Here is a 19351-nt window from a genome sequence, read left to right as displayed (position 1 = left end):
TCACGCCGTGCGTGAGCAAACAGCGGATCGTGTGAGGTGGCTTGCCGGCGATCTGCCGAAAACCGGCCGCAGAACCCACACGCCTGGTGTGTCAGATGAGATCCGGGCTGCCTCGTAGCCTGTCGCTGCCGTCGTAACCTCTTGGCGCTCCCATGCCCTTCGGGCTGAAGCAGGTGTCGCCGCTTCTTCCGGAGGACTCAGGTATTACGCAGCCTGGTGAGCGGTCAGTGTGCGGCCTGTTATGATGCACGCCTTCATTTCCTGGAACACCCTTTCATGAGCAGACCCGGCCAGACCGTTCTTGTATCGCTGCGCAAGATGATCGCATCAGGCGAACTGGCGGCTGGAGAGCGTTTGATGGAAGTGCCCACTGCCGAACGATTCGGCGTATCGCGTATGCCGGTGCGCATGGCATTTCGAACACTCGAGCAGGAAGGGTTGCTGGTGCCTTTTGGTGGTCGCGGGTTTCAGGTGCGTTCGATCAGTGCGCACGAAATCGCCGGAGCGGTTGAAGTTCGCGGGGTGCTCGAGGGGTTGGCGGCGCGGCAGATGGCTGAGATCGGTGTCAGTCAGCAAGCCCGGGATGAGCTGGAAATCTGTCTGGTTCAAGGGGATGCGCTGTTTGCCAAAGGCTTCGTGACCGAGGATGACCTTGAGGTTTATCACGACCTTAACATGCGTCTGCACCGGGTCATCGTCGAAGGCAGTGGCAATCCGGCGATTGCCGATGCGCTGGCGCGCAATGATCACTTGCCGTTCGCCTCGGTCACCGCACTGGCGGTGGATCGCAATGATCTGGTGCGTGAGTTCAGGCGTTTCAATTTTGCGCACATGCAGCATCACGCGGTGGTGGATGCACTGATCAATGGCCAGAGCGCACGGGCCGAAGCGATCATGCGCGAGCACGCCAACGCCACGCTGCGTTATGCCGAGATATTCGGCGCTGGCGTTCATGAGCGCATGAAGGTGATCCAGCGCTCCGACTAGTCAGAGGTCAATGACCAGCAATGGTGTTTTCGAGCGAGAGCAGCACGGGGTGAACTGATCATTGAGCGCCTGTTCGGCCTCGGTCAGAAACAGGTCGCGGTGATCGGGAACGCCCTTCAGTACTCGAGTCAGGCAGGTGCCGCAGACACCCTGTTCGCAGGAAAGTGGAATGTCGATGCCATTGCTTTCCAGCACCTGAGCGACGGTCTTGTCGGCCGGCACGCTGAACACCTGGCCGGTACTGCCGATTTCCACCGAAAAGCTGCCGTCGTTGCTGGTATCCACCGGCGCTGCGCTGAAGTATTCGCGATGCAGCTGGTGTTCCGGCCAACCCTGGGCATGAGCCGTGTCGAGAATATGCTGCATGAACCCGGCGGGCCCGCAGACATAGACTTGAGCGTCGGCATCCGGATCGGCCAGCACTGCCAGCGCATCCAGTCGGGTTTGCGGGCGATCATCGAAATGCAGGTTGACCTGATCGGCAAATGCCGACTGCGTCAGGCGCTCCACAAATGCTGCACGGTCGGCGGAGCGGGCACAGTAATGCAATTCAAAGGGTTCTTCGTGTTGCGCCAGATGTTCGGCCATGCACAGGATTGGCGTGATCCCAATACCACCCCCAAACAGCAGGGTTCGGCTGGCGCGCTCGGCAAGCGGAAACAGGTTTCGCGGTTCACTGATGCGCAGGTGAGTGCCTGGATGAAACTGTTGGTGCAGAATACGCGAGCCGCCTCGTGAGGCGGGATCGTTCAGCACGCCTATCAGGTAACGATGGCGTTCTGTGGGCGGGTTGCATAACGAGTACTGGCGAATCAGGCCGTCCGGCAGGTGCACGTCGATGTGCGAGCCTGCGGTGAAGGGCGGTAACAGGCCGCCGTCGGTCCGCACCAGTTCATAGCTGCAGATGTCCAGCGCTTCGTCCGTGCGCGATAACACAGTCACGTCGATCATGTCGCACCTCGGGTTCACTTCAGGTTGGCCACAGGGATCTGGTCGCCGTCGGCGGCCTGTTCGCTGGCGATCAGTCGCTCGATAATCTTGCGAGACTGCACGCCGCCCGCATCGATGTTTAGCTTGAGCAGCTTGCGATCAGGATGCTGGAGCAGGTTCTGCTGCTGGCGCTCGAGCATTTCCAGATCCTCGGTGAAGATTTTGCCCTGACCCTCGCGGATGCTCGCTGTCAGCGCCTTGTCCTGCGGGTTGAAGTTGCGCGCCATGCCCCAGAAGTACCAGATTGACGTGTCGGTTTCGGGGGTGATGAAGTCGACGACGATGCTTGATGCCTTGAATTCGTGAGGGGCGTTGTAGCCGCCTTTTCCGGCGTGGGCGACACCCACTTCAATGTGCACATGGCTGGGCGGTGTGAAACGGCAGATCTGCCAGCGGTCCACTGGCACGTCATCTGCCAGGTTGTTGCCGCGCAACGCCATTTTCCAGAACGGCGGCGGCATGATGTTTTCCATGTGCCGGGCAGTGACGACTTCTTCGCCTTCGACAGTGGTCACCGGCGGCGCCTCGTCGATCTCCTTCTGGCCGATGCTGGAGGCATGGACATAGGTTTCGTGGGTAAGGTCCATCAGGTTGTCGATCATCAGGCGGTAATCACATTGAATGTGAAACAGCCCTCCGCCGTACGCCCACTGATCACTGACTGCCCACTCCAGATGAGGAATCAGGGCAGGGTCGGCCTTTTTCCGATCACCCGGCCACACCCAAATGAATCCGTAGCGCTCGACGGCGGCAAAGGTCTTGTTGCAGGGGAAGCCCCGGACGCGCTGACCAGGCATGGCGACAGTCTGGCCGTCACCGCCCATCACCAGGCCGTGGTAACCGCAGACCAGTTGCCCGTTCTGGACAAACCCCAGCGAAAGCGGGGCGCCGCGATGCGGACAGAAGTCATCGAGAGCCACGACCTGTTGATTCTGATCGCGATAGAACACCATCTTTTCGTTGCAGATCTGCCTGCCGAGCGGCTGGTCAGTCACTTCATCCGCTGCACAGGCGACGTACCACGTATTTTTCGGATGCATGAGGATTCTCCACGGTTCGATTTTGTTTTTATGGATCCATCAGTTTCAGGTGGACGTGTGGCGTGGACTATTAATGCCACATAGCAAAGGAAAATAAAATGATTAAATTAATTAACTATTATTTAGTGGATCCATTGAGGCTTAGCGCGGTGCAGAGTGCCCCTATCAAAGCACTGCGTAATCTGACGCATGAACAAAACTTGTGTGATCAGACCCAACGGGACGTGAAGCGTCCCGGTCTGGATGTCCACGCTGGAGCGTGGGCATGATCAATGTGAGCAGGAGTCAGGGCTGCAATGCATCGCGCAGCAGAGGCGCGAGTTCATCCAGCAGGGTCTGGACGGAACGCAAGGCGCGGCAGTCGGGGCGGGTCAGGAGCCAGAGGTCGGTGCAGCAGCCTTCCAGCGGCGCGCTCAATTTCTCGACGCCTGGCAGCCCGCGAGCGGTGAAGTCAGTCAGCGCCGCGACACCGAGCCCGGCGGCGACCAATTGTGAAACGGCGGACATGCTGCTGCAGCGATACCGCGGTACCACGTCCGGAAATGCCTGATTGCGCCAGATCACGGAGGTGTGGTCCGGCATCGAGTCGTCAGGGCTGATCCACGGCACAGACGACGGTGTTGTTTGCAGTGCGTCACGAAATCCGGGCAACCCGCAGATGACGTATTCAGCCGTGCCGATACGCCGTCCAATCAGGTGTTCTGGCGGTGTGTTGGTCAGACGCAACGCGATATCGGCGTCCCGGCGGCTGAGGTTGGCGAAGGCGTTGGACGTTGCCAGTTCCAGCGTCAGGGCCGGGTAGTTCGGCATGAAACGGGCGAGGGCGGGCAGCAGCAGGTTGTGCAGCACGGCGTCGGTGCAGGTCAGGCGCACCGTCCCGCTCACCACGTTCTCGCCTTGTTGCAGGGCGATACGTGCAGCGTTCAACGCAAGCTCTGCGCGTTCGGCCTGTTCGGCCATCGCGCTTGCGGTATCGGTAGGTATGTAGCCTCGCCGGTTCTTTACAAACAGGGCGATACCCAGCGCAGCCTCGAGGCGTTTGATAGAGCGGAATACCGTGGAGATGTCGACGTTCAGCAACTCCGCTGCACGCGCCAGTGTGCGACCTCTGATCAGCGCAAGCACCAGAGAAAGATCCGAATGGCTGACTTCATATTGCATCGCTGCACAGTTTCCTTGCCTGAATGCCCATGTCGATTGCGTAGCTGACTATCCTAGACTGGTTTCAATGGCACTGGATAGCGGCTTTTTCACTTCAAACCCGGTGCTCAACCTTTCAAGCCAGGACCTGAATCATGTCTCGAATTCCTTTGATCGGCGTCAGCGCCTGCCGCCAGCAACTGGGCAAATATTCCTCGCACACAGCGGGCGACAAATACGTCGAAGCAGCGGGTTTTGCGGGAATACCCGTGATCCTGCCGGCACTGAATGTACCGATCGAACCAGCGCAGATGCTGGCGCATCTGGACGGTCTGCTGTTCACCGGATCACCGTCCAATGTCGAGCCTCATCATTACAACGGCACGCCGAGTATCGAAGGCACCGCGCATGATGTGTTTCGTGATCGCAACACGTTGCCGTTGCTCAGGGCCGCGATTGCTCAAGGCGTTCCGGTGCTGTGCATTTGCCGTGGGTTTCAGGAACTGAACGTGGCGTTGGGCGGCAGCCTGCACCAGCGTGTTCAGGACTTGCCGGGCTATCTGGATCATCGCGAGCCGCAGAGCGACGTGGTGGCCGAGCAATACGTGCCGCAACATGATGTTTCGGTGCAGCCGGGTGGCGTCCTCGAGTCTCTGGGCCTTGGGCCCGTCTTTGCGGTGAACAGCCTGCACAGTCAGGGCATTGATCGACTGGCGTCCGACCTGCGTGCCGAGGCCCTGGCTCCGGACGGGCTGGTAGAAGCCGTTTCCCTGCCCGGCGCTCCGGGCTTTGTACTGGGCGTGCAATGGCATCCCGAATGGGCATTCACGGAAAACCCGGTGTCACTGAAAATGTTCGAGGCGTTTCGTCAGGCGTGTCAGGTTTATGCCGGTGCACGGTCAGCGATCAACTACTGAGCCTTGCCGGCAAACGTGATTTAATATCCGACCTCATGGCTTCAGGCGCACTGCTGCGTCGAAGCCAAGTTTCTCGACCGGATATTTTTTCACATAAGGCCACTATGGATACGGGAGCACGACTCAAGCTGGTGCGTGAAAGCTACAAGCTGTCGCAACGCGAACTCGCCAGACGCAGTGGTGTGACCAATGCCACGATTTCCCTGATTGAACAGAACCGTGTAAGCCCCTCGATCAGCTCACTCAAGAAGCTGCTGGAAGGCATTCCGATGTCGCTGGCCGACTTCTTCACCTTCGATCAGCCACCTGGGCAGGATCAGTATGTGTTTCGAGGCGGCGACCAGCCCGATCTGGGGCGCAACGGCGTGCGTCTGTTGCTGGTAGGCGCGACACTGCCGACGCGTCAGATGCGCTTTCTGCGCGAGCAGTACGCGCCGGGTGCCGACTCGGGCGAAGAGCCCATCGTGCACAGCGAAGGCGAGGAGTGCGGTCTGGTCACGCGCGGTACGGTTGAGCTGACCATCAACGGTCAGATCAATATTCTCAACCCCGGCGATGGCTACTATTTCCCCACTACCTTGCCTCACCGGTTCCGCAACATCGGCCAGGATGAGGCCGAAATCATCAGCGCCAACACCCCCGCCAACTTTTGATCATTCCCTCCGGCTGCGCGTCAACGCAGACTCCAGGACACGCCCGCATAGACGCCCATGCCATCGCCGGGCGTCGAGCGCGCCACGTCGCGTCCTGCATCGTCGTAGCCCGGCGTTACCGTACTGGCATAGCGTCGATTGATCAGGTTGCGCAGGTCAAGCCACGTTTGCCAGTCATCCTTGGGCGAGGCGTAGCCGAAGGTCATCCCGAGCAAGGTGTATTGATCGGCGTAAAACGAATTGGCGTAGTCGACGGCGATCTTCGACGCGTGTTCGGTGTTCAAGCCGGCGTAAAAGCCTGTGGGATGGCTGTAACGCAACTCAGCCTGATAGTAATGGCGCGGGATGCCGGGGAGGGCGTTGTCGCCAAACCGGTCATCGTCCCGATAGTGAAAATCACTGAATGTGTACGCCTGACGCAAATCCAGCTTGCCGGCAGTCCCGTCTTGCCACAGCGGGCTGTCGAGGCTCAGCTCAACGCCGGTATGAACCGTCGGGCTGGCGTTGGATTCGGCAATCACCTGCGAAGAGGCTGTGCTCGCGGCCTGGGTTTCGACACTCAATAATTCATGCCTGACCTGCGAGTAATACCACCCCGCTTTCCAGTCACCCATCCATCCCCGGCCGCGCCCTCCGAGTTCCAGAGTAGTCGCGGTCTGGTTTTCAAGTTTCACGCCAACGCGTTGCAGTCCTGTCGCCGGGCCGCTTCCAGCGGGAAAGAACTGGTTCGAACCCCAGATCATCGACCACGCGTGAGGCGGCTCGACCGAGCGGCTCAGGTTGCCGTAGACCTGCAATTGCGGCGTAAAGTCATAGCGCAGGCCGAGGCGAGAGGCGTAGTCCCAGTCATGGGTGCTGACGGCTCCCTGGGTAGCGGGGTAGGTGATCTCGGTCTCACGACGGGTGTAAATGGCAGCAACGCCGGTGGTCAACCACAGGTCCGGAACCACTTCCAGATCGTTGCTCAACTGCAGAACGCTGTCCGACCCCAGATAGCTGTAGTCACGGGTTCTGGTACCTGGCGTGTAGTTGGCGGTGTTGCCAGCGGGTATGCGTACGAACTCTGACGCACCATTGTTCGGCAAGCCCTTGGTGGTGCGCAGGCCCAGTGTTGTGTTGCTTTGATGGCCGAACACTGTGTCCTGTCGAATGTAATTCAGCGTACCGCTGATGTCGGTGTAGGCGACCTTCAGGCGATTGGTGCCTTCGCGCAGGTCCATTGGATAGTCGTGATAGACCAGGCCGGTCTCGATTCTGGACCTGTCATCCAGGTAGATTGTGGTTTTGTTGCCCAGCCAGGTGCTGCCCGGTTGCAGGCGTTTGGAGTCACGGGCTGCGTTGAGCGCGTTGGCTGCACGTGGATCGTGGCGGATCTGCTCGCGGGTCAGGCGGCCGGGCGAATCGTTGTCGGTTTCGCGGTAACGAAAGAAGAAGCGGGTTTCCAGGTCAGGGCTGAAGCGATAGCCGACATTCGCGGCAATGCCCTTGCTGCCGCCTGCGCTGTGATCCTGAAAGCCGTCGTAGTTCGAATCAGTCAGGGCGACGTAGTAGTCCAGATTTCCCAGTGCATCGCCGGAGCTGATCTGCCGTTTGGCGTAACCGTGGCTTCCGGCTTCATAGCGTACCTGCAGGCGAGGCGCGTCATAGCCGGTGTGAGTAACGTAGTTGACCGCGCCGCCCAGTGCCAGCGATCCCAGTTCAAAACCGTTCGCGCCACGGCGCACTTCGACATGGCTCAGCCACAACGGCTCCTTGAGTTCGTACGGTGTGCCACCGGGGCCGGTGAGGGGCAACCCGTCGAGCGTTTCGAACAGTCCCGAGGCGTGCGCACCGGGTGCCCGGTTCAGCCCTGAACCGCGAACGGAAATCTTCGCGCCCTCGTTGTTGGCTGCCTTTGCGTAGACACCCGCCTGATAGCGGAATACGTCTTCGTTGGTGGCTACGTGCCCCTGATCAACCCGATTCAGGTCCACGGTGTTGGTGCCACCGGGCACGCTGCGCAAGGCATCACGCGCCGTTTCGGCAGGGCTCTGCACGGCGCTGCCGTCCACTTCGATGCTGGACAGGTTCACGGCCTGTTCCGCACGAACCTGAGTGGCGCAGGCAAGCGCCGTGGTCACGCCGAGCAGTTTCAGCACAGCGGCAAGCGGGAGGGGGGGAGTGTGTTGCACGTAAAGAGGCCTCTAGGCTGGGACCGTCACGCAATACGCTCGATGACGGTCATCGCAGAGCCGTGGCCATGCGTGTTCTGGGGACAGAGGTTTCGATGCCGGATATCCACAACGCGTCACGTCCCGTGAACGGTCAGTCACCACTGGTCGGTGTCCGGGCAAATTCCGACAACTATCCAGGCTGGCCTGTTTCGAAAATGACAGGCGCTGAATAAGGCGCGCCTTTCCAATCAGGGAGAGTTTTATGACTGATAACACCTGTGCTTGTCCGCAATGTGAATGCGCAATCGGCAAAGACACTGCGGTCGAACGTGACGGCCAGCAATTCTGCTGCGAGGCCTGCGCGAACCACCACGTCAATCATGAAAAATGCCACTCGCCGGGCTGCCATTGCGAACAGGCAGCTGAAGAAAAGCTGGATGGGGCAATTGAGGAAACCTTTCCTGCCAGTGATCCGATTTCGCCCTGATGCCCCGGCTTCAACCACCATGTTCAAAGGACACACTTGTGACTTTCTCAACGACCTGTCGCCGCCTGCGTAATCTGAACCATTTGGAGGCAGGCAAACGTATTGCTCTGTTGGCAACGCTGGCAGCGCTCTCGGCCTGCAACGCTGCCGATACACACCCGCCGGTCTCGTCTCCGGGGGCTGACAAAAAGGCCTCGACTGCTGTGCTTGAAACCGGAGCAGCGGTGCTTCAATCGCACCCGCCACTCGATGCACTGAACACCTACCTGGATGGCTTTCATTTCTACAGCGGCACGATTGAGTCGCAGATGGAGGCTCACCATTACTGCTCGATTCTCAACGAGGAGGTCATCCAGTGCGTGATTTACGACGGCAACGTCAAGGATGCGCATTTGATGGGCGTGGAGTACATCATCAGCGCCAAATTGTTCGACGGTCTGCCAACTGAAGAAAAAGCGTATTGGCACAGTCATTCCCATGAAGTGACGTCGGGTCAGTTGATCGCGCCTGGCATTCCGGGGCCTGCCGAACACGCGCTCATGAATAAACTGGTCAATACCTATGGCAAGACCTGGCACACATGGCACACCGACAAGGACAAGTCGCTGCCTTTGGGCGTGCCTCAGTTGATGATGGGTTTTACTCGCGACGGACAGGCCGACTCGCAGATGGTCAAGGCGCGTGACGAGCGCATGGGAAGGGACAGCGTTGCCGAGCGCGAATCGCGAAAGGACATCAAGCCTGAGCCGGTACTTCCCGGTGCAGATGCCTGGATGAACGGCAAGGTCATCCAGTTGCCTGATCCGAGCGGCACGGCGTCCCATCACCCGGCACCGGGGACGCAGGATAAAGGTACCAATAGCCGGTCATCCGCACCTTGAGTGGGAAGCACCCGCGCGGGTGCATTTGGACAAGGAGTTACTGCATGAATACCTTGAGTGAAGAGTTTGCGAACCAGGAGCTTTCACTGCTGGTGCCCCATGCCCTGTTCTTCGAAAGGGACGGCGCCACGCCCAACAGCCGGTTTCCGGTGCTTGTTTATGAACTTGCCGTTGACCCGGACAGGGATGTGGCGACAGCTTTCGAGCGTCTGTTCGCAAACAACGAATGGTCGCCACTCTGGCGGGATGGCGTATTCGACTACCACCATTACCATTCCACGGCCCATGAGGTGCTGGGCGTTGCCAGTGGGCAGGCCACACTGCGGCTGGGGGGTGAACGTGGCAGCGATCACCGCGTCAAGACGGGCCATGTGCTGATCCTTCCAGCCGGGACCGGTCATTGCTGCCTTGAGCAAAGTGAGGACTTTCTGGTCGTAGGTGCCTATCCCCGAGGCCAGGAAGACTATGACATTCAACGCGTCGATCCTGCTGTGTACGAACAGTCGGTCGCTCGAATTGCCAGAGTGAGCACGCCGACCACCGATCCGGTCACAGGGCAGGGCGGATCACTGATCCATACCTGGATTGATGACGAGCACGACGGAAGCTGACCCTCGCCGAATCAATGACAGCGGGATCGTCGAGCGGCAACTACCCTGATACGCGCCCGACCACTGTCTGCTCTTCAGGGGATCGTTATCAGCGCTTGGCCTCCACGTTCGGCGATTCCGAGCGACTCAGGAACGCTCTGGTAATTTCAGGCAAGTGCTCCCGCAGCCAGTCCGCCATGGCGATTTCCTGCTTCAGGATCTGCTCGCAGTCTTTGCGGATCTGAGGTTCGCCAGCTGCCTCTGCGGCCTCGATAAGCACTGTGTAGGTGGCGATTTCGATGTTCTCGAACACATAGCCACTCATGGCGCCTTTAACGACTTCATCGGACATCAGCATGCCGCCCAGTCCCTGTCCGATTGCCATCAGCTTTCCGCCGATGTCCTTGATGGTCGACGGACTGCTGTCCAGACGCGTGAGGCATGCTTCGACTTTCTGCTGTTGGCCCCGCGTTTCTTCAATGTGTTTTTCAATCCTTTTTTTGAGTACGGGATAGTGTTCCAGTCTTTCCGCCTGGGCCATCAGCATTTTTTCCGCTTGTTGCTCCATTGCGTGTGCGTCGCGAAGCCAGTCGATAAGGTTGTCCTGTCTGGTAGTTGTGCTCATGGTGCTTGACCTCTTCTGAGTGAGTGGCAAAAGGTAGAAAAATGCTGCGTTGAACCGGTTCCCAGGTTTGTCCGGCAGGGTGACGAATGGCCAGGGAGCAGGTATCAGCCCACCAAAACCTCGAGTTCCAGCCCTTGAGGGTTCATGCATTGCCAGCGCCACGCATCGGTCAACATGGCGTCAAGGTCATGTCGGGCCTGCCAGCCCAGTTCACGCCGTGCCTTGCCCGGATCTGACCAGCACTCGGCCACGTCACCTGCACGACGGGGCTCGAAGACAAGCGGCACCTTCACCCCCGAGATCCGTTCGAACGTTTTCACCACTTCAAGCACCGAATAGCCTCGACCGGTGCCCAGATTCCAGATGGAAACGCCGCGCTGATTGCCTATCCGGGCCAGCGCTTTCAAATGACCCTCGGCCAGGTCCATTACGTGCAGGTAATCCCGTACGCCGGTGCCATCAGGCGTCGGGTAGTCGCTGCCGAACACATGCAGGGCAGGGCGCTGCCGATTGGCGACCTGTAACAGGAACGGCAACAGATTGTTGGGCGTGTTGCGTGGCGATTCACCCAGCATTCCCGATGGATGCGCGCCGATGGGGTTGAAGTAGCGCAACAGGCCGATGGCCCAGCGCGGGTCCGAACTGGCGGCGCTCTTCATCACGTGTTCGGCCATGAGTTTGGAATGGCCGTAAGGATTGGTCGGCAGGCCCAATGCGCAGGTTTCATCCAGCGGCATGCGGACAGCTTCTCCATACACGGTAGCCGATGAGCTGAACAGCAGGTTGAAGACGCCAGCCTCGGCCATCGCCTGGCAGAGATTGACGCTGCCACTGACATTGGTCTCGAAATAGCGCAGTGGTTCACGCACGCTTTCGCCTACAGCCTTGAGGCCTGCACAGTGCACGACAGCGTCTATGGGGTATTCAGCGAACAGGGCATGCAGAGTGGCCTTGCTGCGAACGTCTCCAGGAATGAAGTCAAAATGTCTGCCGGTGATGTTTGCCACTCGATCAAGCGTTTCTCGCGAGCTGTTGCACAGGTTGTCCAGCACCAGCACTTCATTGCCGTGCTCAAGCAGCGCCAGCACGATATGAGCGCCAATGTATCCCGCACCACCGGTCACTAGGATCATGGTTGTCCTTCCTTTGCTTTTCGCGGCCTCGGGGAGAGGCGGGCTGACGACTCCGTCCCCTGGGATCAGGGCGTACGGTGTGTTTGCGAGCGAAAATCAGGACCCCATCGACCCAACAGCTCAGTGACGCACTGCGGGTACCAAAAAAGCATTCGCTTATGACTAGGGAAATTTCCCTGCCCACGAGTTCAACGAACTTTTCCCAGTGGCGCGTGCAGTTCATCGGGAGAAATGAACGGGTGGGTCTCAACGCTCTCAATACATTCAGTAAGGGTGGCAACAGCAGAGTCTTCATCGGGCTCAACGCGCATTGCCGCCTAGCTTTCATTAATGAATGCAGTCGAAGTTCAGCCCTCAAAGGCGCCCTTCAGATTCGTCCGGGCACTTTTTTACAAGAAGGGAAACTTCATGAACCGTGCAGAAGCGATTCATTCAGACCTGTCGACCGCATCGCAAGCCAGACACGACACACGCCCTGTTCTACTCTGTCTCTCCCATCTGAGGTGGGGGTTTGTCTACCAGCGTCCTCAACACATCATGTCTCGAATGGTCAGGGACTATGACGTGCTTTTCTTTGAAGAGCCGGTCTTCGCGGATTCCCCCGGCAATTGGCTTGAAGCCCTGCCGCAGGCCTCTGGCGTAACCGTGCTGGTGCCACATTTGTCTGGTGATCTGCCGCCTGAACAGGTGATTCGCACGCAACGTGAATTGCTTGATCGTTGGCTGGAACAGCATCCATCGAGCGAGTTGTTCCTGTGGTATTTCACGCCAATGAGCCTGGCGTTCACTGACCATCTCTGGCCGCAGGCAACGATCTACGATTGCATGGACGAACTGTCGGCATTCAAAGGCGCGCCGCCCGAGTTGATCGACATGGAGCAATACCTGCTGGAACGTGCGGACGTGGTTTTTACGGGGGGATACAGCCTTTGGAAGGCCAAGAAGGAACGGCACAACAACGTGCACTCCATGCCCAGCAGCGTGGACATCGAGCATTTTGCGACCGCGCGGCGTGGCTTGAGCGACCCGCCTGATCAGCAGGACATTCCGGGTCCGCGTCTGGGGTTCTTTGGCGTGATCGACGAGCGGTTCGACGTCGAGCTGATTCGTCAGGTAGCCAGTGCTCAGCCTCAATGGCAGTTCGTGTTGATCGGCCCTGTGGTCAAGATTGATCCGGACAGTCTGCCTCAATGGCCGAACATTCATTACCTGGGCGGCAAATCCTATGACGAGCTGCCAGCCTACCTGTCCGGCTGGGACGTGGCCTTGATGCCCTTCGCGATCAACGAGTCCACGCGCTTCATCAGTCCGACCAAAACCCCGGAATACCTGGCGGGCGGCTGCCCGGTGGTGTCGACACCTGTCACCGATGTGGTCAGTACTTATGGAGAAAGCGGCGTGGTGACCATTGCTGCTGATGCCTTGCAGTTTTGCGATGCGATCGAACGTGCACTCGGACGCGGCAAGTCCAGTGAGTTTTATGACCGTGCCGACGCCGTGCTTGCGGACAAATCCTGGGACAAGACCTGTGCAGCCATGCAGGAGCAGATCCAATGCCTGAAATAACGCTCGAGTCTGCCATCAACGTTTCGCAGCCTTACGATTTCATGATCGTCGGTGCCGGCTTTGCCGGCAGTGTGCTGGCCGAGAGACTGGCCGCAGGTCTGGGCAAGCGCGTGCTGTTGATTGATCGTCGCCCCCATATTGCCGGCAATGCGTACGACCATCTGGACAGCGCGGGCGTGCTCGTGCATCGCTACGGTCCGCATATCTTTCATACCAACGCCGAACGCATCGTGAGCTACCTCTCGCAGTTCACTGAATGGTACAGCTACGAGCACAGGGTCCTGGCGCGGGTCGATGGCAGGCTTGTACCCATTCCCATCAACCTGGATACATTGAATACGCTGTATGACCTGCAGATGGATGAACAGCAGGCCGAAGCGTTTCTGGCCGAACGCGCTGAGCCGGTGGGCATGATCAGGACCTCCGAAGATGTGGTGATCAATCAGATCGGACGAGAGCTGTACGAGAAATTTTTCAGGGGCTATACGCGCAAGCAATGGGGCCTGGACCCTTCGCAGCTGGACAAGTCGGTGACGTCAAGGGTGCCGACGCGCACCACGACCGACAGTCGCTATTTCACCGACAGCTTTCAGAAGATGCCGCTGCACGGCTATACGAAAATGTTCGAGCGCATGCTGGATCACGAACGGATCGACCTTGTGCTGGGCGTCGATTTCGCCGAGGTGCGCGAAGCATTGTCTTATCGGCATCTGGTGTACTGCGGTCCCATTGATGAATATTTCGGCCACTGCTACGGACGCTTGCCCTATCGCTCATTGCGCTTCGAGCACGAAACGGTTGATCAGGCTCAGTTTCAGCCCGTCGCGGTGGTCAATTACCCGGATGAAAAAGTCCCGTACACCCGCATCACCGAATACAAACACCTGACAGGGCAGCAGCATCCGAAAACCAGCGTGACCTATGAGTTTCCGACTGCGGAGGGCGATCCCTACTATCCGATACCACGTCAGGAGAACAACGAGCTGTACAAACGCTACAAGGCCCTGGCCGATCAGTCTGACGACGTTACGTTTCTTGGAAGGCTGGGCACTTATAAGTACTACAACATGGATCAGGTGGTGGGACAGGCGCTGGCCTTGTATCAGCGTCTTGCCGAAGTGCATGCACCTGCCGCGCCAGAGCTGAAACCGCGGCTGTTAAACGAGCAGCCAGCGGGGAATTGAGCATGCCAGGTTTGTTCAAAAGCTTTTTTATGGGCGGATTCGAGTGTTCGACTCACCGGCGTCGCGATGGCAAACGCCTCGACCTGCTGTATTCCACAGGGCATGCCCAATGGCCTGGCAAGGATTTCGCGGCCATGGAGAACTGTGCCATACGCACGGTGCGCAGTGGGCTGCGCTGGCACCTGATCGAAACGCGTCCGGGCGTCTATGACTGGGGCAGTCTGCTGCCCATGCTGCGGGCTGCGCGTGCTCAAGGTACCCAGGTGATCTGGGACCTTTGCCATTACGGTTATCCTGACGATGTGGACATCTGGCAGCCGCAGTTCGTGGAGCGTTTTGCGCGCTTTGCGACTGCTGCCGCACAGGTGATCAAGGACGAAGGCGACGCCATGCCGTTTTATTCGCCGATCAACGAGATTTCGTTCTGGAGCTGGGCGGGGGGCGATGTGGGGTATCTCAATCCTGGCGCGGAACACCGGGGCATGGAACTCAAGCATCAGTTGGTCAGGGCAAGCATCGCAGCGATTGAAGCCATACGAGGCGTGGCGCCTGGCGCCCGGTTTATACAGGCCGACCCGCTGATTCACGTTATGCCAGCCACGCGACGCAATGACGAGATCGAGGCCGCCGAGAATTACCGGCAGGCGCAGTTCGAAGCCTGGGATCTGTTGAGCGGACGCCAATGGCCGGGGTTGGGAGGGCGGCCCGAGTACCTGGACGTGCTGGGCGCCAATTTCTATCCGCATAACCAATGGATATTCAACGGTCGGCGTGTGATGCGCGGCGAGCCGGAGTACCGACCGTTCAGCGGCATGCTCCGTGAGCTGTTCGTCCGCTATGGCAGACCCATTCTGGTGTCGGAAACGGGCGCCGAGGATGAGCAGCGTGTGCCCTGGTTTCGTTACGTCACCGATCAGGTCAAAAAAGCCGTGCAGGCCGGTGTACCCGTGGAAGGCATCTGCTGGTATCCGATCCTGGATTATCCCGGCTGGGATGATGGACGATATTGCCCGGCCGGTCTGCTGGGCTACGCCGACGGCCAGGGTCAGCGTGCTGCATTTCATCCGTTGCAAGTGGCGATTCGTGAAGCGGATAAGATGTTCAAGACCCCGCACTCGTCGGTTCTGAATGCTGAAAGAGGCCGATGAAGCATGCGAAAAAGCGCTGCGACACCTCTGCCGGAACGTGCCGTACCCTTTTTGACCCGCTACGTGTTTCTGCGACCCTGGCATTTCGGCGCCATGCTTTTGTTGATCGTAGGCGCGGCCAGTTGTGCGGTGGCTGTTCAGTACGGCATGAAGATGCTGGTCGATGTGATGACCTTGGGCGACCGCAGAAGCGAGCACATCTGGTTACCGTTTTTTCTGTTCCTCGGACTGATCGTGGTCGAAAACCTGTTCTGGCGACTGGGTGGCTGGCTGGGTTGCAGTACGGTGGTCGCCAGTTGCGCCGACCTGCGGGTGGACCTGTTCAACCACCTGACCGGTCACCCGATGCGCTATTTCTCACAGCACTTCTCGGGATCGCTGGCCAATCGCATCTCATCGGCCGGTGCTGCTGCCGGTTCGATCTATGGCGGTCTGGCCTGGAAGATCATCCCACCTTGCGTCGACTTTCTAGGGGCGGTGGTTGTGCTGTACACGGTCAAGGTGGCGATGGCGAACGTGTTGATTCTATGTGTTCTTCTGGTCGCAGCGTTGATCACCGTGGTCGGAGTACGCGGTCGCTCGAAACATATCGATTTTGCCGCGCAGTCCGCCAGGGTTGGTGGCGAGATGGTGGATCTGGTCTCCAACATCTGGACCATCAAAGCATTCTCCGCCCGGGAGCGCGAACGCCAGCGGCTTGAGGCGTCCATCGGCATCGAGGCGCGCGCGCAACGACGCAGTTGGATTTATCTGGAAAAAGCCCGGGTGCTGCACGATATCTGCCTGTCGGTCATGGCGGGTGGAATGCTGGGATGGGCCATTCTGCTGTGGCGCGACAGTGCGGTCACGGCGGGTGACGTGGTGCTGGTCAGCGCGCTGACGTTCCGCATACTGCACGGCTCGCGAGACCTGGCGCTGGCACTGGTCGACACTTCACAGCAACTGGGCGTGATTGCCGATACGCTGCGCATCATCATTCAGCCTTATACCTTGAGTGATGCCAAGGCCGAGTTGAAACCCAGTCGGGGAGCAATCCGGATTATTGATGTGTCGTACCGCTATCCGGAAGGACGCCGTATATTCGAGCACTTGAATCTGGATATTCCCGCCGGGCAGCATGTCGGTATCGTTGGCTCTTCGGGCGCGGGAAAGTCGACGTTACTGAGTCTGTTACAACGTCTTGACGATGTCAGCAGCGGCGTCATTCTGATGGATGACCGCGACATCAGAGCCGTCAGCCAGGACAGTCTCAGGAAACAGATTGCTGTTGTTCCGCAAGAACCCACGCTGTTCAACCGCAGTATTTACGAAAACATCGCTTACGGGTTACCCGATGCACGTCATGAAGACGTTATTCAGGCATCGCGACAGGCTTATTGCGACGAGTTCATCCGCGCGCTACCGGAAGGTTACGACACACTGGTGGGCGAGCGGGGCGTAAAGCTGTCAGGTGGGCAGCGTCAGCGACTGGGTCTTGCCCGGGTCTTTCTCAAGAATGCACCGATCCTGATTCTTGACGAAGCGACGTCCGCACTGGACTCGCATTCCGAGGCCGTGATCCAGGCGGCTCTGGCCAAGCTGATGCACGGCAGAACCGTGCTGGTGGTGGCGCACAGGCTGTCCACCGTCGCCAATTTCGACCGGGTCATCGTCCTGCACGAAGGGAAGATCATTGAAGATGGACCGCCCATGCAACTGCGCAGACAAGGCGGTGTCTATGAATCGCTCTGGGTCGCTCAGACGCTGGTCGGCGAATGAATCAGGTTCTCCCGGCCCTATCCATATGCATATAATTCTGTTTTTTCAATACGGCATAGAACCCTTTCGAGGGTGTTGAAGTCGTAAGCGGTGAGTGCGTGCAGTCACGCTGATATTATTCTGGGAGTTCTGGCGTGTCGGAAAACAAGACCCGTGTCGACAATACGGCGAGCGGTAACATCTCCCATCAGGGAAAGGATATCTTCTTCGCAGCGGTAGAAACGACACGCATGCCGATGATCGTGACCGACCCCAACAGCGAAGATAACCCGATCATCTTCGCCAACAAGGCGTTTCTGGAAATGACCGGGTATGCCTCTGAAGAAATCATCGGTTCCAACTGCCGGTTCCTGCAAGGCCCGGAGACCGACCGCGCCGTGGTGAAGACCATTCGCGACGCTATTCATGAGCGCAACGATATTTCCACGGAGATTCTCAACTACCGCAAGGACGGTTCGTCGTTCTGGAACGCGTTGTTCATTTCTCCGGTGTACAACGACGCTGGCGACCTGATCTATTTCTTCGCCTCACAGTTGGACATCAGCCGTCGCCGGGACGCAGAAGAAGCCCTGCGTCAGGCACAGAAAATGGAAGCGCTCGGTCAACTGACTGGCGGGATCGCGCATGACTTCAATAACCTGCTGCAGGTCATGGGTGGATACATTGATCTGATCGGTACGGCGGCCGAGAAACCGACCATAGACATACCGCGTGTTCAGCGCAGTGTGCATCACGCCAAATCGGCTGTGGAAAGGGCGAGCACGCTGACCAAGCAGTTACTGGCGTTTGCCCGGAAACAGAAACTGCATGGTCGTGTGCTCAATCTCAATGGTTTGATATCCAGCACCGAGCCGCTGATCGAGCGAACCTTTGGTTCAGAAGTGACCATCGAGACCGATCTTGACCCCGCACTGAAGAACTGCCGTATCGATCCGACTCAGGCAGAAGTCGCGCTGCTGAACATTTTCATCAATTCGCGCGATGCCTTGATTGGCAGGCCAAACCCCAAGATTTTCATCGAGACGCGCAATCTGGTGGTCGATGAGCTGGCCAACATGTCTTATGACGGACTATTGCCGGGGCGTTACGTAAGCATCGCCGTGACGGATAACGGCATCGGCATGCCTGCGAGCATTCGTGACCGGGTGATGGACCCGTTCTTTACCACCAAGGAGGAGGGTAAGGGCTCAGGCCTGGGCCTCTCCATGGTGTACGGCTTCGCCAAGCAATCAGGCGGCGCTGCACGCATCTACACCGAAGAAGGCGTGGGCACCACGTTGCGCCTTTACTTTCCGGTCGATGAAGCCACTATCGCCAGTGAGTCGCCTCAGGCGTTGGAACAGCGGCAGCGGCTGGGCAGCAGCGAGCGTATTCTGATCGTGGAAGATCGCCCGGACGTGGCCGAACTGGCGAAGATGGTGCTGGATGACTACGGGTACACCTCAGATATCGTGCTCAACGCACGTGAAGCACTGAAAAAGTTCGAATCCGGCTGCACGTACGATCTTCTGTTCACCGACCTGATCATGCCGGGCGGTATGAACGGGGTCATGCTTGCTCGTGAGGTCAAGCGTCGCTATCCGAAAGTCAAAGTGCTGCTTACCACCGGTTATGCCGAGAGCTCGATAGAGCGGACCGATATCGGCGGCTCGGAGTTCGACGTGGTGTCAAAGCCCTGTATGCCTCACGATCTGGCCAGGAAAGTCAGGCAGGTATTGGACGGCCCGAATGGTATTGCCTGACCGATAATTGCCTTGTGCCCCGAAAAGCCTGATTTCGATCGGGCTTTTTCATGCGCGTTGATCCGGATCGCTGATGGATTCCTTCAGTGGAAGTTGATTGGATACGGCGAAGCCTCTTGCAGTTCAGACGTCATAAACTACCTGTTTGATATAAGCACTTTGTTATGAAACAACAGTCATCTGATGACCTGAAATAGATACAGTATTAAAGAGTTTTCAGATACACCCAAAAAAACAGCGTTGTTTGGAACATGGGTGAGACGTTCCGTTCCGTTGAGGGTTGAACAGATTTCGTAGAGCATTTGCTCTTCAAAAAAAGTTGTCGAAATCATTAAACTTATCCAACAGCCCTTGGGT

17 protein-coding genes are annotated in these 19351 nt (G+C 58.2%); 11 read left to right on the top strand and 6 right to left on the bottom strand.

All coding sequences use genetic code 11. The features are described from left to right. Positions 1–276 precede the first annotated feature (276 nt). Complete coding sequence (locus JTJ32_RS06815) at positions 277–987, top strand: GntR family transcriptional regulator (protein ID WP_099227576.1); 711 nt, start codon at positions 277–279, stop codon at positions 985–987. Here the strand turns inward: JTJ32_RS06815 and JTJ32_RS06810 are convergent, their stop codons facing one another. The 3 genes from JTJ32_RS06810 to JTJ32_RS06800 form a co-directional block, all read right to left on the bottom strand. After that, entirely contained in the window at positions 988–1938 is a 951-nt protein-coding gene (locus JTJ32_RS06810) for a PDR/VanB family oxidoreductase (RefSeq protein ID WP_210041526.1), read from the bottom strand. It lies immediately after the preceding gene. A 14-nt stretch (positions 1939–1952) separates the two neighbouring features. Next, entirely contained in the window at positions 1953–3017 is a 1065-nt protein-coding gene (locus JTJ32_RS06805) for an aromatic ring-hydroxylating dioxygenase subunit alpha (protein ID WP_210041524.1), read from the bottom strand. 285 nt (positions 3018–3302) lie between these two features. Continuing rightward, positions 3303–4178, bottom strand: coding sequence for a LysR family transcriptional regulator (locus JTJ32_RS06800; RefSeq protein ID WP_210041522.1), 876 nt, complete (start codon positions 4176–4178; stop codon positions 3303–3305). Positions 4179–4312: 134 nt separating this feature from the next. Here JTJ32_RS06800 and JTJ32_RS06795 point away from each other — a divergent pair, with 134 nt between their 5' ends. After that, positions 4313–5074, top strand: a complete 762-nt coding sequence (locus JTJ32_RS06795) for a gamma-glutamyl-gamma-aminobutyrate hydrolase family protein (RefSeq protein WP_099227572.1) — start codon at positions 4313–4315, stop codon at positions 5072–5074. Positions 5075–5178: 104 nt separating this feature from the next. After that, positions 5179–5727, top strand: coding sequence for a cupin domain-containing protein (locus tag JTJ32_RS06790; protein ID WP_099227571.1), 549 nt, complete (start codon positions 5179–5181; stop codon positions 5725–5727). A gap of 20 nt (positions 5728–5747) precedes the next feature. Here JTJ32_RS06790 and JTJ32_RS06785 read toward each other — a convergent pair whose 3' ends face one another. Further along, complete coding sequence (locus JTJ32_RS06785; protein ID WP_210041831.1) at positions 5748–7865, bottom strand: TonB-dependent receptor family protein; 2118 nt, start codon at positions 7863–7865, stop codon at positions 5748–5750. Between the two features lie 277 nt (positions 7866–8142). Between JTJ32_RS06785 and JTJ32_RS06780 the strand changes: the two genes are divergently transcribed. Genes JTJ32_RS06780 through JTJ32_RS06770 form a run of 3 tightly spaced genes read left to right on the top strand, consistent with a single transcriptional unit; the run spans position 8143 to position 9859 of the window. Continuing rightward, complete coding sequence (locus JTJ32_RS06780) at positions 8143–8367, top strand: metallothionein (protein ID WP_099227570.1); 225 nt, start codon at positions 8143–8145, stop codon at positions 8365–8367. 38 nt (positions 8368–8405) lie between these two features. Then, a complete protein-coding gene (locus tag JTJ32_RS06775; RefSeq protein WP_210041521.1) occupies positions 8406–9248 on the top strand; it encodes an OBAP family protein in 843 nt (280 codons plus the stop codon). Positions 9249–9292: 44 nt separating this feature from the next. Continuing rightward, positions 9293–9859, top strand: a complete 567-nt coding sequence (locus tag JTJ32_RS06770) for a cupin (protein ID WP_210041520.1) — start codon at positions 9293–9295, stop codon at positions 9857–9859. Positions 9860–9947: 88 nt separating this feature from the next. Here the strand turns inward: JTJ32_RS06770 and JTJ32_RS06765 are convergent, their stop codons facing one another. Together JTJ32_RS06765 and galE are read right to left on the bottom strand one after the other, a co-directional pair. Then, entirely contained in the window at positions 9948–10463 is a 516-nt protein-coding gene (locus tag JTJ32_RS06765; RefSeq protein WP_099227568.1) for a ferritin-like domain-containing protein, read from the bottom strand. Positions 10464–10567: 104 nt separating this feature from the next. Beyond that, positions 10568–11596 carry a UDP-glucose 4-epimerase GalE gene (galE, locus tag JTJ32_RS06760; RefSeq protein WP_210041519.1) on the bottom strand — a complete coding sequence of 343 codons (1029 nt, stop codon included), beginning with the start codon at positions 11594–11596 and terminating at the stop codon, positions 10568–10570. Between the two features lie 408 nt (positions 11597–12004). Here galE and JTJ32_RS06755 point away from each other — a divergent pair, with 408 nt between their 5' ends. From JTJ32_RS06755 to JTJ32_RS06735, 5 genes are all read left to right on the top strand, one after another. Next, positions 12005–13162: a glycosyltransferase family 1 protein gene (locus JTJ32_RS06755; protein WP_210041518.1), complete on the top strand. Its 1158-nt coding sequence runs from the start codon at positions 12005–12007 to the stop codon at positions 13160–13162. Beyond that, entirely contained in the window at positions 13150–14346 is a 1197-nt protein-coding gene (gene glf / locus JTJ32_RS06750) for a UDP-galactopyranose mutase (protein WP_184322689.1), read from the top strand. Before JTJ32_RS06755 ends, glf begins: the two co-directional genes overlap by 13 nt. A 2-nt stretch (positions 14347–14348) precedes the next feature. Then, positions 14349–15494, top strand: a complete 1146-nt coding sequence (locus JTJ32_RS06745; protein WP_210041517.1) for a glycoside hydrolase family 1 protein — start codon at positions 14349–14351, stop codon at positions 15492–15494. A gap of 3 nt (positions 15495–15497) precedes the next feature. Then, positions 15498–17252: an ABC transporter ATP-binding protein gene (locus tag JTJ32_RS06740; protein ID WP_210041516.1), complete on the top strand. Its 1755-nt coding sequence runs from the start codon at positions 15498–15500 to the stop codon at positions 17250–17252. A gap of 134 nt (positions 17253–17386) precedes the next feature. Continuing rightward, on the top strand, positions 17387–18994 hold the full coding sequence (locus JTJ32_RS06735) for a hybrid sensor histidine kinase/response regulator (protein ID WP_184322692.1): 1608 nt from the start codon (positions 17387–17389) through the stop codon (positions 18992–18994). Positions 18995–19351: the final 357 nt, after the last annotated feature.

This window comes from Pseudomonas alliivorans, from assembly GCF_017826695.1.
In the GTDB taxonomy this organism is placed as follows: Bacteria; Pseudomonadota; Gammaproteobacteria; order Pseudomonadales; family Pseudomonadaceae; genus Aquipseudomonas; species Aquipseudomonas alliivorans.
Note: the sequence above shows the minus strand (reverse complement) of the source record. Positions and strands in the feature narration are given on the sequence as shown.

Coding starts and splice junctions, on each gene's coding strand:
- JTJ32_RS06815 (WP_099227576.1), top strand. CDS start 277: ATGAGCAGACCCGGCCAGACCGTTCTTGTATCGCTGCGCAAGATGATC.
- JTJ32_RS06810 (WP_210041526.1), bottom strand. CDS start 1,938: ATGATCGACGTGACTGTGTTATCGCGCACGGACGAAGCGCTGGACATC.
- JTJ32_RS06805 (WP_210041524.1), bottom strand. CDS start 3,017: ATGCATCCGAAAAATACGTGGTACGTCGCCTGTGCAGCGGATGAAGTG.
- JTJ32_RS06800 (WP_210041522.1), bottom strand. CDS start 4,178: ATGCAATATGAAGTCAGCCATTCGGATCTTTCTCTGGTGCTTGCGCTG.
- JTJ32_RS06795 (WP_099227572.1), top strand. CDS start 4,313: ATGTCTCGAATTCCTTTGATCGGCGTCAGCGCCTGCCGCCAGCAACTG.
- JTJ32_RS06790 (WP_099227571.1), top strand. CDS start 5,179: ATGGATACGGGAGCACGACTCAAGCTGGTGCGTGAAAGCTACAAGCTG.
- JTJ32_RS06780 (WP_099227570.1), top strand. CDS start 8,143: ATGACTGATAACACCTGTGCTTGTCCGCAATGTGAATGCGCAATCGGC.
- JTJ32_RS06770 (WP_210041520.1), top strand. CDS start 9,293: ATGAATACCTTGAGTGAAGAGTTTGCGAACCAGGAGCTTTCACTGCTG.
- JTJ32_RS06765 (WP_099227568.1), bottom strand. CDS start 10,463: ATGAGCACAACTACCAGACAGGACAACCTTATCGACTGGCTTCGCGAC.
- galE (WP_210041519.1), bottom strand. CDS start 11,596: ATGATCCTAGTGACCGGTGGTGCGGGATACATTGGCGCTCATATCGTG.
- JTJ32_RS06755 (WP_210041518.1), top strand. CDS start 12,005: ATGAACCGTGCAGAAGCGATTCATTCAGACCTGTCGACCGCATCGCAA.
- glf (WP_184322689.1), top strand. CDS start 13,150: ATGCCTGAAATAACGCTCGAGTCTGCCATCAACGTTTCGCAGCCTTAC.
- JTJ32_RS06745 (WP_210041517.1), top strand. CDS start 14,349: ATGCCAGGTTTGTTCAAAAGCTTTTTTATGGGCGGATTCGAGTGTTCG.
- JTJ32_RS06740 (WP_210041516.1), top strand. CDS start 15,498: ATGCGAAAAAGCGCTGCGACACCTCTGCCGGAACGTGCCGTACCCTTT.